Here is a 14,111-nt window from a genome sequence, read left to right as displayed (position 1 = left end):
ATGGGTGAGTTGCGCAAGCCGTTCCTGCTGCTCGCCCTGCTCGCGGTGGCGCTGGTCGTCGGCGTGGAGCTGGGCGCGGCGGCGCTGACCGGCGGCGGCGACGCGAGCGGCGCGCTGCGGGAGCGCGCCGGTCAGCTCGGCGTCGAGCTGGGCGACGTCGGCGCGGTGTCCGAGCCGTCCGGTCGAGGCATCGGCTCCCTGGCGCTGATCGACGTGGTGGCGCTCTGGACGACCGGGCTGTTCTGCCTGAGCCTGGTGCTGCCGGACCGGTTGCAGGGCCGGGTGCAGGGCGTGGCCACGCTCGTCTTCTCGATCGTGCTGCTGCTGGTCTCGCTGGTCCTGCTGATCGTCGCGTTCGTCGAGCTGACGGTGATGGTGTCGCTGTTCCTCGCGCCACCGTTCGGCACGCTGGCGTACCTCGCGGTGTGGGGGTTCTTCCCGGTCGACGACGCGGCGGTGCTGCTCGGGCTGGCGCTGCTGCTCAAACTGGTCTGGGCCGGGCTGTTGCTCGCCGCCCAGCCCCGGTTCCTGCGCAACAAGGGTCTCGTCGCGCTGGCGCTGACCACGCTGCTGTGCACTGTGGCGCTGCAGTTCCTGCACGCGCTGGTGCCGGTGATCCTGGTCAGCATCCTGGACGACCTGGGCGCCGTGGTGTTCGCCGTGGTGGCGCTGATCTGGGCGCTGGTGCTGCTGATCGGGTCGATCCCGGCGATCGTCAAGGCGATCCGGACCACAGCCACCACGTCCGGCCGTACTGTCAGGTGACCGCGCCGCCGGTTGCGAGCGTGGCCAGGCGCGGCAGTTGCGCCGGGTCGGTGAGCGCCGAACCGACCGCCACCACCCGCGCCCCGGCGGCGAGGAAGTCACCCGCGTTGCCGGCGTCGACACCGCCGGTGGCCACGAACCGGGCCTCCGGCAGCGGCCCGGCCACCGCCCGGAACCACGCCGGGCCGAGACTGACCGCCGGGAACGCCTTGAGCCACACCAGGCCGTGGTCGAGCGCCCGCTGCGCCTCGGTCGGCGTGGCCACGCCGGGCAGGTGCGGCACGCCGAGACCGGCCGCCGCGTCGGCCACCGCCAGGTCCAGGCCCGGCGCCACTGTGAACGCCGCCCCGGCGGCCACCGCGTCGTGGACCTGCGCCGGGGTACGCACAGTGCCCGCGCCGACGATCCGGTCCCGCCGCCGCCCGGCCGTCACGGCGGCGCGCAGCGCCGGCACCGCTTCCGGGGTACGGATGGGCACCTCCACCACGGCGATGCCGAGATCCCAGGCCAGTTCCGCCAGCCGTACCGTCTCGCCGGGCGGCAGGTCACGCAGGATCACCATCACCCGCGCGCCGCCGAACAGGGCCTCGAAGTCGTGCCCGCTCATCGTCCACTCCCTCCCCCGACCTGCGCCTGCTCGGTCCACGCCTCGTTCGGCAGCGTCAGCGCCCGCGCGATCGTCTCCGGGTCCGGCGGCGGGGCGGTGTCGCCCGGCACGGCCAGCACCGGCGCCGCGGTCAGGTGCCCCAGCCGCAGGCAGGCTCGCAGGTCGAGGCCGCGTAGCAGCCCGGAGAGGAACCCGGCGGCGAACGCGTCACCCGCGCCGACCGGCTCCACCACGTCCACCGGCAGCGCCGGCACGAACACCGCCGGCCCGGTACGCGGCAGCGCCGCCGCGCCGACCGGCCCGTCCTTGACCACCACCAGCTCCGGGCCGGGCAGCAGCGTGCGAACCGCGGCCGGATCGTCCGCCGACCAGAGCACCGCTGCCTCGTCCAGCCCGACCAGCACCACGCCGGCGCGGTCGGCCAGGTCACGCAGGACCGGTCCGGCCCGGTCGGCGGGCCAGAGCGCCGGGCGGTGGTTCACGTCGAAGCTGACCCGCGCGCCCGGCAGCGCGCGCCCGTCCAGCGCTGATACGAGCAGGTCACGGCAGGTGCCGGAGAGCGCTGCGGTGATGCCGGACAGGTGCAGCAGGCGTGCCCCGGCCAGCGCGGGCCGCGCGAGGTCGGCGGCGCCGAGGCGGCTCGCGGCCGACCCGGCGCGGTGGTAGTGCACGCGGGTGCCGTCCGGCCCCGGATCCTTCAGGTAGAGCCCGGTCGGCGCGTCCGGATCCACAGTGACCAGGCTGACGTCCACGCCCGCGGCGGCGACCTCGGCCACCACCCGCCGCCCGAACGGGTCGTCGCCGACCCGGCTGACCCACGCGGCGCGGTGTCCGAGCCGGGCCAGCCCGGCCGCCACGTTCGACTCCGCGCCGCCGACGCCGACGGTCAGCCGCGCGGCGTGCTCCAGCGCCCCGCCGTCATCCGGGGTGAGCACCACCATCGTCTCGCCCACGCAGACCACCTCCGGGCCGCTCCCGGCGCCGCCTCCGTCCGCGACCGCGACACCTATCGGCCCGCTCACCGGAGAACCGCCTCGACTCGGGCCGACACGTCGACCGGGTCGAGGTGGCCGTCGGCGACGAGCACGCGGTGCCGGTTGTGCCGGGGCTGCCCGGCCGCGACCACCGCCGGGCTGTCGAACGCGTACGCGACGCAGACGCCCGGGTACATGGCGGTGCGCACGAACCACCTGTCGCCCGGCCCCAGACCGGTGAACACCAGCGTGTACGCGCCACCGCCGGGCGCGGTGGCGGACAACGCCAGCCAGGGCGCGGCCGAGCCGTTCACGTCGTCCTCACCGATGGCGGCGGCGGTGCGCACAAGCGGTTCCCCGTCGGCCACGGCCCGCCAGAAGAAGCCGCCGTACCCGGCGCCGCCCGGGCGGCCGTTCGTGGCCGGGCTGCCCAGGCGCACGTCGGCGCCGGTCGCGGAGGTGAGCGTGGCGGACAGGTCCAGCCACCAGGCGTCCTCCCCGGCGGACGTGGCGCTGATCCGCCGGTGCTCGCGCAGCAGCACCCGGCCGTGCCGGTCCCGCCACTCCAGGTCGTGGTCGAGCCGGTCGGCGGTCCGCTCCCGCCAGCCGGTGTGCGCGATGACGCCGTGGTCGTCGCGCCAGGTGTAGCCGGTGCCGCGCACGTACGTCCGGCCGCCCCACAGGTTGACGCCGTCCACGTCCTGCACGGCCAGTGACGCGCCGAGGTGCCAGACGTGGTCGGCCGGGAGCGCGTCGGTGACCGGGGTGCCGGCCCGGGTCCGCACCGGATGCAGGTACGGCCGGGGCCCGTGGCGCGGGTCCAGGTCGGGCCGGACCAGGTACCGGGCCACCTCGACGCCGTCCACGACCAGCCGGGGCTCGGCGTCGGCCGCGGCAGGGCGCGGCTCGGGCCCGGCGCGGCGCGGCTCGGCAGCGGCGGAACGAGGTTCGGTGGTCACGACGGCTCCGGGGCGGGGACCGGACGGCGTGCGTCGAGCGCGTGCAACGCCGCGAGGGCGTACCCGCCGAGGATCGGCACCGCGACCGGCGTGACCAGCACACCCAGCAGCACCGCGAGGGCACAGATGCCGGAGGCGGCGGCCCACACGCCGGGGCGCTCCGGGCAGGACCGCGCCACCCGGCGGGCGGCGGCCCGCCAGCCCCGGCCGCCGGTGCGCCCGACCGCGACGGTGACCAGGCCCGCGTACCCGAGCACTGCCGCCACCACGACGGCGGTGAGCGCGAGCGCGGGCCCGCCGCCTGGTACCCGGCCGGTGGCGAGCGCGACCAGGTCGGCGGCGAGCAGCGCGGCGGCGGCGAGCGCGACGGCGCTGACCGCCAGCCCGGCTGGAAGCGCGCGGCCGAACCGGGCCAGGCTGGTCCGCGCGTCGGGCCAGGAGCCGGTGACCGACCTGTCGTGCAGCGCGGCACCGGCGGTGGCGAGCGCCGGGGCGAGCGTGAGCACCGGCAGCGCGGCGAGCGCCACGGCGAAGCCGAGCAGCGCCAGGTCGGTCGCCTCGCGCGCCGTGTCCCGCCAGTCGGCGCGGGCCGGCACGGGGTGGACGGTTACGGCGTCGGTGGAGGCAGGCACGGCGGTCATCCCTTCAGCCCGCTGGTGTTGATGCCCTCGACGAGCATCCGCTGGAAGGCCAGGAAGAACAGGAACACCGGCAGCAGCGACAGCACCGACATGGCGAACATCGGACCGACGGCGCTCTGGCTGGTCGAGTCGATGAACAGGGTCAGCGCCACCGGGACCGTGTAGTCCTCCAGGCTGGACAGGAACACCAACTGCCGGAAGAAGTCGTTCCAGGTCCAGATGAACGAGAAGATCGCCGTGGTGACCAGCGCCGGGCGGCTCAGCGGCAGGATGACGTGCCGGAACACGCCGTACGGGGACGCGCCGTCGATGGTGGCCGCCTCGTCCAGCTCGCGTGGGATGCCGCGCATGAACTGCACCATGAGGAAGACGAAGAACGCCTCGGTGGCCAGGAACTGCGGCACCAGCAGCGGCAGGTACGGCCAGTCGCCGCCGACCAGGCCGAGGCCGCGGAACAGGATGTACTGCGGCACGATCAGCACGTGCCCGGGTAGCAGCAGCGTGCCGATCATGACGGTGAACCAGAGCTTGCGCAGCCGGAACCGCAGCCGGCCCAGCGCGTACGCGGCGAGCAGGCAGGACAGCGCGTTGCCGACGACGGTGAGCCCGCTGACCAGCGCGCTGTTGAGGAAGAACCGGCCGAAGCTGATGTCGAAGTTGGTCCAGCCGTCGAGGTAGTTGCCGGGGGTGAACTTCTCCGGCAGCAGGCCGACGTTGTTGACGATCTCGGCCTGCGACTTGACCGAGGTGCCGAGCATCCAGAACAGCGGGTAGAGCACCACCGCGACGATCGCCACGAGCACGACGAGCCGCAGCACGTTCCGGCCACCGCCCGGCCGGCGGGTGGCAGCGAGCGCCGTCATGAGTCGTCTCCGTCCGAGTAGTGCACCCAGAACCGGCCGGTGCTGAAGAAGACGGCAGTGATCACGCCGATCGCCACCAGGAACACCCACGCCATCGCCGACGCGTAGCCCATCTCCAGGTCGGTGAAGCCGGAGATGTAGAGCTTCAGCGTGTACATGAGGGTGGAGTCGACCGGACCACCGGTGCCGTTGCTGAGCACGAACGCGGCGGTGAAGCCCTGGAAGCCGTTGATGGTCTCCAGCACCAGGTTGAAGAAGATCACCGGGGAGAGCATGGGCAGGGTGACCGCGCGGAACCGCCGCCACGCCCCGGCGCCGTCCACCGCCGCCGCCTCGTACAGCTCGGTGGGCACCTGCTTGAGCCCGGCCAGGAAGATCACCATAGGCGCGCCGAACTGCCAGATCGCCAGCACCATCAGTGTCTCCAGCGCCCAGTCCGGGTCGCTGACCCAGGGCAGCCCCTCGACGCCGAACAGGGCGAGGAACGAGTTGAACGCGCCGTCCCGGTTGAACATGTTGACCCAGACGATCGCCAGCGCGACGCTGCCGCCGAGCAGCGACGGCAGGTAGAACAGGCTGCGGAACAGCCCGACGCCGCGCCAGGCCCGGTTGAGCAGCAGCGCCACGCCGAGCGCGGCGGCCAGCTTCAGCGGTACGGCGACCAGCGCGAACGTCAGCGTGACCCGCACCGCGTGCCAGTACGACGGGTCGGCGGTGAACATCCGCTCGTAGTTGGCCAGCCCCACCCACCGCACCTCGGACAGCGGCGTGAGGATGTCGTAGTCGGTGAAGCTCAGCCAGAGCGACAGCAGCATCGGGATCGCCGTGACGCCCATCAGTCCGATGAGCCAGGGCGAGAGGAAGACGTACCCCGCCAGGCCCTCGCCGAGCCGGGCCCGGCCGGCCCGACGCCGCGTGGGGCGGGGGCCGGCCGGTCCGGTACGCGGGGTCCGGCCGGGCGCCGTGGTGAGAGCCACGGGACCGGTCCTTTCGTGGGGTCAGGCGATCGCGGCTTTGCAGGCGGTGACGAACTGCTCCGCCGCCTGAGCCGGGGTGGCGCGGCCGTACTGGGCGTTCTCGGCGGCCTTTACCAGCTCGGACTTGACCTTGCTGTGGCCCTTGATCGGCACCTGGGGCGAGGCGCCGAACTTCTGCGCCAGCTCGGACTCGACCTGGATGGACTGCTTCATGGCCGGGTCGGTGGCGGTCTCGCTGACCTTGGCACGCAGGTCCATGTTGGACGGCAGACCACGGTCGGTGCCGAGCAGCGCCACCGCCTCCGGGTCGTTGTTCAGGAAGTTGATCACGTCGACGGCGACGTCCTTGTGCTTGCTGCCCTTGAACACCGACCAGTACATCGAGGCGCGCGCCCACTGCGCGCTCGGGTCACCCGGGTACGCGACCACGCCCAGCTCGTCCTTGGTGTTCTTCTTCAGGTCCGGCATCTGGTTGACCCACACCCAGGAGGTGGCCGACTTGCCGGTGACCACGAGCTGCTTGGTGATGTCGCTGGAGTTGCCCTCGTGGATCACGTCGGGCGTCGGGGTGGCGCCCCGGTCCCGCGCGCCCTTCCACAGCTCGAACCACTTCGTCACGTCCTCGGCGGTGAACCCGAGTTCCTTGCCGTTGTAGAGGTCCTTGCCCTGCTGGCGCAGCCACACCCAGAGCGCCTTGTAGTCGGCGCTCGGGTCCTGCGTACCGGGGACCTTCGTCTTCTTCGCCACCTGCTCGGCCCAGGCGATGTGCTCCTCCCAGCTCATCCCGGTGGTCGGCTCGGGCAGCCCGTTCTTGGTCAGCAGCGTCTTGTTGTAGACCAGGCCCTGGGTGTTCTCCCCGGCGGCCACCCCGGCGAGCTTGCCGTCGACCACGCCGTACTCCAGCAGGCTCTTGGGGAACTTCGACACGTCGAGCTTGCCGGAGTCGCGGTAGCTGCCCAGGTCGAGCGTGGTGCTGCGGCCGGCGTACTCGGCCAGGTAGTTGTCGTCGATCTGGAACAGGTCGGGCGGGTTGCCGCCGGCGGTCAGCGTGGCGAGCTTGTCGAAGTAGCCCTGGTTGGCCTGCCACGTCTTCTCGAACGTCACGTCCGGGTTCTTCTTGGTGTAGAGGGCCAAGGCGTCCTCGGTGAGCTTCGCCCGGGCCTCACCGCCCCACCAGAAGACGGAGAGTTTGACCGGGCCGCCGTCGCCGCCGGCGTCGTCGTCGCCGCAGCCGGCCGCGCCCAGGGCGAGGGGCACGGCGAGCGCGACGGCGGCCAGGCCGCGCACGAGTCGGCGTCGGGTCAGGGGGGTACGGTGATCCCGCCCGGCGGGTACGCCGGCGGTGGGGGACGTTGCGGGGTGCATCTGCGCTCACTCCTCGGCTGTGGGAGGCGACGACGTCACCGGCGGCCGTCCACGGGCCGCCCGGGTCCGCAGTGCTGTGCGGGCCCGGGCCACCTGCTCAGGCCCCGGTGCCGTCCCGGCCGGGCGCGGGGACGGGCCCGGTCGAGTCGCGGACGACCAGTTCGGTCTGGAGCATTACCTGTGCGGTGGTGCGACGGTCGCCGGCCGCCGCGCCCCGGCCCCGGGCGCCGCGTGGCGCGTCGGAGTCGAGTTGCAGCAGCATGTCGACGGCCGTCCGGCCGGCGGCCGCGGTCGGCGTGGCCACCGTCGTCAACTTGGGGCGGGTGAGCCGGCTCAGCGCGATGTCGTCGACGCCGACGACGCTCACGTCGTGCGGCACCCGCGCCCCGATCGCGTCCAGCCCTTCGATCAGGCCGATCGCCATCAGGTCGTTGTAGGCGAGCACGGCGGTGACGCCGCTGCGGCGTACCTGTTCGGCCAGGGCGCCGCCGCCGGTCTCGGTGGGCTGGTTGGGTCCGAGAATGGTCAGGTCCGCTCCCCCGCCCCGGGCGGCGGCGGTCGCGGCGCGGCGCATCTCCCGGGCGGTCCAGGAGCCGCGCGGGCCGCCGAGCAGCGCGATCCGGCGGTGGCCGAGCCCGAGCAGGTGCTCGATCGCGGCCCGGGCGCCCTGCCCGACGTCCATCATCACGCAGGGCAGGCCGGCGACCTGGCGGTTTATCACCACCACCGGGACCTCGCGGCTGACCTGCTCGATCAGGCTGTTGCTCATCCGAGGGCTGCACAGCAGCACGCCGTCGACCTGCTTGGCGAGGGCGTGGACCAGGTCCTCCTCGGCGACCGGGTCCTCGTTGGTGTCGGCCACGAACACGTGGTAGTCGCGGTGCCGGGCCTGCCCCTCCGCCGCCTTGATCAGCGGCGGGAAGAACGGGTTGGCGATGTCGGCCACGATCAGGCCGATGTTGTGCGTACGGCCGGTGATGAGGGCCCGGGCGGCCCGGTTGGGCCGGTAGCCGAGGTCCTCCGCGCAGGCCAGCACCCGGACCCGGGTCTCCGGGTTGACCAGGTGCGGGGCCGAGAACGTCCGGGACACGGTGGAGATGTGCACACCGGAGGCGCGGGCGACGTCCCGGATGGTGGCTGGCACGGCGGGCTCCCTCGTCCGATGTGGTGGGGGTCACGGGTGCCGCCCATTAATGCAAACGGTTGCGCCCGTGTCAACGGTCCATTGTTGCGGCTCGATTGCGGCGACGGTCCCGGTGGGCGCGCGAAACCTCATCAATGAGGATGGATGGGGCGGCTTGACCGCCATCCGTTGACGACGTATCCATCGTCGTGGTTTCTTCGGCTGCAAACCTTTGCAGCCGACTGCCGGGGAGGCCGACGTCATGTCACCACCGGCCCGGGAACGGGTCCGCCACGCCCTGGTGGGTGCCGGGGCGCGCGCCGAGATGTTCGTCCGCGCCCTCGCGCTCGACCACGCCGACACCGCCGAGCTGGTCGCGTTCGCCGACGTCAACCACACCCGGATGGACGCCCACAACCGCTGGTTGGCCGAGCTGGGCCGGTCGCCGGTGCCCACGTACGCCGCCGCCGACTTCGCCGCCATGCTCGTGAAGGAGCGCGTCGACGTGGTGCTGGTGACCAGCGTGGACGCCACCCACGACGAGTACGTGACGGCGGCGCTGCGCGCCGGCTGCGACGTGGTGGTGGAGAAGCCCATGACGGTCGACGCGGAACGGTGCCGCCGCATCCTGGACGCGGTCGCCGAGACCGGCCGGCGCGTCACCGTCGCCTTCAACTACCGCTACAACCCGCTGCACGAGCAGGTCCGGCGGCTGCTGGCCGACGGCGCGGTGGGCGAGATCGGGTCGGTGCACTTCGAGTGGCTGCTCGACGTGCGCCACGGCGCCGACTACTTCCGCCGCTGGCACCGCGACAAGTCCGTCTCCGGCGGCCTGCTGGTGCACAAGTCCGGCCACCACTTCGACCTGGTCAACTGGTGGCTCGACGCCCGGCCGGTCGACGTGCACGCGTACGGCAGGTTGTTCTTCTACGGCGCGGACGGGCGCCGACACGGCTACGCCCGCGACTACGACCGCGCGCACGGTTCCCCGGCCGCCGACGGCGACCCGTTCGCGCTGCGCCTGGCCGACCATCCGCGCCTGCGCGAGCTGTACCTCGACGCCGAGGCCGAGGACGGCTACCACCGCGACCGCAACGTCTTCGCCCCCGGCGTGACCATCGAGGACGACCTCGCGGTGCTGGCCCGCTACGACACCGGCGCGACAATGACCTACCACCTGACCGCGTACGCCCCCTGGGAGGGCTACCGGGTCATGGTCAACGGCAGCCGGGGCCGCCTCGAACTGGAGGTGACCGAGAGCGACCACGTCAGCCCGGCCGTCGCCGGAGCACTCAAGGGCGCGGCGCTGCACGGCGACGAGGCCGCCGTCGAGCAGGGCGCGGCCCGGCTCACGCTGCGGCCGTTCTGGGCGCCGCCGCAGGAGATCCCGGTCGAGGGCTGGACCCGGCGCGGGCACGGCGGCGCGGACACCCGGATGACCCGGGTGCTGCTCGGCGGCGAACCCGACCCGCTCGGCCGGGCCGCCACCGCCCGCGACGGCGCGCTCGCCCTGCTCACCGGCCTGGCCGCCAACCGCTCGCTGGAGACCGGCGCGCCCGTCCGGGTCGCCGACCTGCTCACCCTGCCCTGACCGAGGAGCCCGCACCCGTGCCGATCATCTCCCCCAGCGATCTGCTGCTACCCGCCGAGCCCGGCCTGCGCGCCGTCGCGCGCGAGCTGTACGCGCTCGCCGCGCAGCAGCCGATCATCTCCCCGCACGGGCACGTCGACCCCGGGCTGCTGGCCGAGGACCAGCCGTTCCCCGACCCGGCCCGGCTGCTCGTCGTACCCGACCACTACCTGACCCGGATGCTGCTCAGCCAGGGCGTACCCCCGGCCGATCTGGGTGTGCCGAGCGTCGACGGCAGCCCGGTGGAGACCGACGGGCGGACCATCTGGCGGCGCTTCGCCGCGCACTGGCACCTGTTCCGCGGCACCCCTTCCCGGCTGTGGCTGGAGCAGACGTTCCGGAACGTGTTCGGCGTCGACACGCCGCTGAGCCCGGACACCGCCGACACCGTCTACGACGCGCTCGCCGCGCGCCTGGCCGAACCGGGGTTCCGGCCCCGAGCGCTGTTCGAGCGCTTCGGCATCGAGGTGCTCGCCACCACCGAGTCGCCGCTGGACGACCTGGGCCGGCACGCCAAGCTCGCCGCCGACGGCTGGGGCGGGCCGGGCGGGCGGGTGGTCACCACGTTCCGCCCCGACGACGTGGTGGACATGGAGTTCGGCAACTGGTCGGCGAACGTGGACCGGCTCGCCGAGGTCTCCGGCGAGGACACCGGCACGTACGCCGGCTACCTGGCCGCGCTGCGGGCCCGGCGGGAGGCGTTCGCCGCCGCCGGCGCCACCTCCACCGACCACGGGCACCCGACCGCCCGTACCCTCGATCTCGGTCCGGCGCAGGCCGCGGCGCTGTACGACAAGGGGCGGCGCGGCCTTGCCGACACGGGCGACGCCGAGGCGTTCCGGGCGCACATGCTGCTGGAGTTCGCCCGGATGTCGCTCGACGACGGCCTGGTGATGCAGCTGCACCCGGGCGCGGTGCGCAACCACAACCGCTGGCTGCACGCCCGGCACGGCCGCGACGTGGGCGGCGACGTGCCGCAGGCCACCGAGTACGTGCACGGCCTCGCCCCGCTGCTCGACGCGCACGGCAACGACCCGCGGCTCACCGTGGTGCTCTACACGCTCGACGAGGACACGTTCACCAGGGAACTCGCCCCGCTCGCCGGCGGCTACGCGGCGCTGCGCCTCGGCGCGCCCTGGTGGTTCCTGGACTCCCCCGAGGTGCTGCGCCGGTTCCGCGAGGCGGTCACCGAGACGGCCGGCTTCTACAACACCGCCGGGTTCGTCGACGACACCCGCGCGTTCTGTTCCATCCCGGTACGCCACGACGTGGCCCGCCGGGTCGACGCCGGTTTCCTCGCCCGCCTCGTCGCCGAGCACCGGATGACCGCGGACGACGCCGCCGAGACCATCGTCGACCTGGCGTACCGGCTGCCGAAGCAGGTCTTCAAGTTCGGAGGTGGGCCTTCATGACCACGATCGTCGACGTCGAGGTGCACGACGTGCGCTTCCCCACCGCCGCCAGCGGCGACGGCTCGGACGCCATAAACAGGGGCGACTACTCGGCCACGTACGTGGAGCTGACCACCGACGGCGGGCCGACCGGCACCGGCTTCACGTTCACCAACGGGCGCGGCAACGAGATCACCTGCGCGGCGGTCCGCGCGCTCGCCCACCACGTCCGCGGACGCACCGTCGCCGAGATCGCCGCCGAACCCGTCGCGTTCTGGCGCTCGCTGGCCGCCGACGTGCAACTGCGCTGGCTCGGGCCGGAGAAGGGCGTCATCCACATGGCCACCGGCGCGCTCGTCAACGCGGTCTGGGACCTGCGCGCCAAGCTCGCCGGCAAGCCGATGTGGCGCCTCCTCGCCGAGATGCCCACCGACGAGCTGGTCGCGACGATCGACTTCCACCACATCACCGACGCGCTCACCCCCGACGAGGCGGCGGCCATCCTCGACAAGGGACGCGACGGCCTGGCCGACCGGCTCGCCGGGCTGGAACGCGACGGGTTCCCCTCGTACACCACCTCGGTGGGCTGGCTCGGCTACCCGGACGACCAGGTGCGCGCGCTGACCCGCGACGCGTACGCGCAGGGGTGGCGCGCGATGAAGATGAAGGTCGGCGGACGGATCGAGGACGACCTGCGGCGGGCCCGGATCATCCGGGCGGAGATCGGCCCGGACGCGCTGCTCATGATGGACGCCAACCAGGTGTGGGACGTGGACGAGGCGATCGCCGCGATGGGCGTGCTCGCCGAGGTCGACCCGTACTGGATCGAGGAGCCCACGCACGCCGACGACGTGCTCGGGCACGCCCGGATCGCCCGCGCGGTCACCGAGCTGACCGGCGGCCGCTGCCGGGTCGCCACCGGCGAGGTCGCCGCCAACAAGGTCATCTTCAAGCAGCTGCTCCAGGCCGAGGCGATCGGCGTGATGCAGGTCGACGCCTGCCGCGTCGGCGGCGTGGACGAGGTGCTTGCCGAGCTGCTGCTGGCGGCGAAGTTCGGCGTGCCGGTCTGCCCGCATGCGGGCGGCGTGGGCCTGTGCGAGTACGTGCAGCACCTCGCGATCTTCGACCACCTGCGGGTCGGCACGAGCCTGGACGGCCGCATGATCGAGTACGTCGACCACCTGCACGAGCACTTCACCGACCCGGTACGCACCCGGGGCGGGCGCTACCTGCTGCCCACCGCGCCCGGCTACAGCGCCACCATGCGTCAGGAGTCGATCGCGCGGTACCGCTTCCCGGACGGCCCGGCATGGCGCTGACCACCGACCGGCTCGGCCTGGCCACGCTACGCCACCTGCCGCCGGAGTCCCGGCCGCTGCTGCGCCCCGGCACCGTGCCGGCCGGCATCGTCCACCTCGGCGTCGGCGCGTTCCACCGCGCCCACCAGGCGGTGCACACCGAGGCGGCGGTCGGCGCGGCCGGCGGCGACTGGGGCATCATCGGCGTCGCGCCGCGCAGCACCGGCGTGGTCGACGCCCTGGCCGCGCAGGACTGCCTGTTCAGCGTCACCACGCTCGCCGCCGACGACGCGGCCACCCGGGTGGTCGGCGCGCTCGCCGGGGTACGGCACGCCGCGAGTGACCCGGACGCGGTGGTCGGCCTGCTCGCCGACCCGGCGATCCGGGTGGTCACGCTGACGGTGACCGAGAAGGCGTACCGGCTGGACCCGGTGACCGCCGCGCTGACTGTGGACGCGGACCTGACCGCCGACCTCACCACCGGCCGTCCCCCGCGTACCGTGCCCGGTCTGCTGGTGCGCGGGCTGCTCGCCCGCGCCGCCGCCGACGCCGGGCCGATCGCGCTGGTGAGCTGCGACAACCTGCCCGCGAACGGGCGCCGGCTGCGCGGCCTGGTGGAGCAGTGCCTCGCGCTGGCCCGGGTCCCCGACGCCACAACCGAACGGGTGCTGGCGGCTGTCACCTGCCCCGGCACCATGGTCGACCGGATCGTGCCGGCCAGCACCGACGAGACCCGGGACACCGCGCGGCGGGCGCTGGGCGTGGCCGACCTGGCGGCGGTCGCCGCCGAACCGTGGTCGCAGTGGGTGATCGAGGACGACTTCCCCGGCGGGCGCCCGGCCTGGGAGCACTCCGGCGCGATCCTCACCGGCGACGCCGGGCCGTGGGAGCGGCTGAAACTGCGGGCGCTCAACGGCGTGCACTCGGCCACCGCATACCTGGGGGCGCTGGCCGGCGCGGAGACGGTGGCCGAGGCGCTGGCGCTGCCGCACCTGGAGGCGGTGCTGCGCCGGCTGGTCGCCGAGGAGATCACGCCGAGCTTCACCCCGCCGCCCGGCGTCGACGTGACCGCCTACGGCGAGCAGGTGCTCGCCCGCTTCGCCAACCCCGCGATCCGGTACCGGACGACACAGGTCGCCATGGACGGCTCGCAGAAGCTGCCGCAGCGGGTCCTGCACACCGTCGCCGACCTGCGGGCGGCCGGCCGGTCGGCGCGGTGGAGCGCGCTCGTGGTGGCCGCCTGGCTGCGGTTCCTGCTCGGGTACGCCGACGACGGCCGGCCGCTGCCGCTGGACGACCCGCTCGCCGACCGGCTGCGCGCCGCGCTGACCGCCGGCGCGCACACCCCGGCCGGGGTGGTGGACGCGGTCTTCGCACTCCGCGAGGTGTTCCCGGCCGATCTGGCCGGCGACGACGAGTTCCGCGCCGACGTGTCCGGCTGGCTCACCGCGCTGGAACGCCACGGCGTCCGGGCGACCCTGGCGGACGCCCGGTGACCGGCGGCGCGCCGCGACCGGC

13 protein-coding genes are annotated in these 14,111 nt (G+C 73.8%); 5 read left to right on the top strand and 8 right to left on the bottom strand.

Annotation, left to right across the window (positions count from 1 at the left end; genetic code table 11):
- On the top strand, positions 1 to 765 hold the full coding sequence (locus O7604_RS22110; RefSeq protein WP_281577626.1) for a hypothetical protein: 765 nt from the start codon (positions 1 to 3) through the stop codon (positions 763 to 765).
- Here O7604_RS22110 and O7604_RS22105 read toward each other — a convergent pair.
- The 8 genes from O7604_RS22105 to O7604_RS22070 form a co-directional block, all read right to left on the bottom strand.
- The gene (locus O7604_RS22105; protein ID WP_281577625.1) at positions 758 to 1,372 is read right to left on the bottom strand and encodes a bifunctional 4-hydroxy-2-oxoglutarate aldolase/2-dehydro-3-deoxy-phosphogluconate aldolase; all 615 of its coding nucleotides are present in this window, start codon (positions 1,370 to 1,372) and stop codon (positions 758 to 760) included. The two genes, O7604_RS22110 and O7604_RS22105, sit on opposite strands and share 8 nt — an antisense overlap.
- Positions 1,369 to 2,325, bottom strand: coding sequence for a sugar kinase (locus tag O7604_RS22100; RefSeq protein ID WP_281577624.1), 957 nt, complete (start codon positions 2,323 to 2,325; stop codon positions 1,369 to 1,371). Before O7604_RS22100 ends, O7604_RS22105 begins: the two co-directional genes overlap by 4 nt.
- 65 nt (positions 2,326 to 2,390) lie before the next feature.
- Complete coding sequence (locus O7604_RS22095; protein ID WP_281577623.1) at positions 2,391 to 3,305, bottom strand: PmoA family protein; 915 nt, start codon at positions 3,303 to 3,305, stop codon at positions 2,391 to 2,393.
- A complete protein-coding gene (locus O7604_RS22090; protein WP_281577622.1) occupies positions 3,302 to 3,946 on the bottom strand; it encodes a hypothetical protein in 645 nt (214 codons plus the stop codon). The genes O7604_RS22095 and O7604_RS22090 overlap by 4 nt, the downstream gene beginning before the upstream one ends.
- Positions 3,943 to 4,809: a carbohydrate ABC transporter permease gene (locus tag O7604_RS22085; protein WP_281577621.1), complete on the bottom strand. Its 867-nt coding sequence runs from the start codon at positions 4,807 to 4,809 to the stop codon at positions 3,943 to 3,945. Before O7604_RS22085 ends, O7604_RS22090 begins: the two co-directional genes overlap by 4 nt.
- Positions 4,806 to 5,786 (bottom strand): sugar ABC transporter permease, encoded by a 981-nt coding sequence (locus O7604_RS22080; protein ID WP_269697135.1) that lies wholly within the window; start codon positions 5,784 to 5,786, stop codon positions 4,806 to 4,808. Before O7604_RS22080 ends, O7604_RS22085 begins: the two co-directional genes overlap by 4 nt.
- Positions 5,787 to 5,807: 21 nt before the next feature.
- Positions 5,808 to 7,151: an extracellular solute-binding protein gene (locus O7604_RS22075; RefSeq protein WP_269705666.1), complete on the bottom strand. Its 1,344-nt coding sequence runs from the start codon at positions 7,149 to 7,151 to the stop codon at positions 5,808 to 5,810.
- Positions 7,152 to 7,248: 97 nt separating this feature from the next.
- Positions 7,249 to 8,295, bottom strand: coding sequence for a LacI family DNA-binding transcriptional regulator (locus O7604_RS22070; RefSeq protein ID WP_135240483.1), 1,047 nt, complete (start codon positions 8,293 to 8,295; stop codon positions 7,249 to 7,251).
- A 241-nt stretch (positions 8,296 to 8,536) separates the two neighbouring features.
- Here O7604_RS22070 and O7604_RS22065 point away from each other — a divergent pair, with 241 nt between their 5' ends.
- Genes O7604_RS22065 through O7604_RS22050 form a run of 4 tightly spaced genes read left to right on the top strand, consistent with a single transcriptional unit; the run spans position 8,537 to position 14,089 of the window.
- On the top strand, positions 8,537 to 9,865 hold the full coding sequence (locus O7604_RS22065; RefSeq protein WP_281577620.1) for a Gfo/Idh/MocA family oxidoreductase: 1,329 nt from the start codon (positions 8,537 to 8,539) through the stop codon (positions 9,863 to 9,865).
- Positions 9,866 to 9,882: 17 nt separating this feature from the next.
- Complete coding sequence (uxaC, locus tag O7604_RS22060) at positions 9,883 to 11,316, top strand: glucuronate isomerase (protein ID WP_281577619.1); 1,434 nt, start codon at positions 9,883 to 9,885, stop codon at positions 11,314 to 11,316.
- Complete coding sequence (locus tag O7604_RS22055; RefSeq protein ID WP_281577618.1) at positions 11,313 to 12,614, top strand: enolase C-terminal domain-like protein; 1,302 nt, start codon at positions 11,313 to 11,315, stop codon at positions 12,612 to 12,614. Before uxaC ends, O7604_RS22055 begins: the two co-directional genes overlap by 4 nt.
- Complete coding sequence (locus tag O7604_RS22050; protein WP_269705662.1) at positions 12,605 to 14,089, top strand: mannitol dehydrogenase family protein; 1,485 nt, start codon at positions 12,605 to 12,607, stop codon at positions 14,087 to 14,089. Before O7604_RS22055 ends, O7604_RS22050 begins: the two co-directional genes overlap by 10 nt.
- Positions 14,090 to 14,111 lie beyond the last annotated feature (22 nt).

The organism is Micromonospora sp. WMMA1947 (assembly GCF_027497355.1).
In the GTDB taxonomy this organism is placed as follows: Bacteria; Actinomycetota; Actinomycetes; order Mycobacteriales; family Micromonosporaceae; genus Micromonospora.
This window is presented reverse-complemented; position numbering and strand designations above follow the sequence as displayed.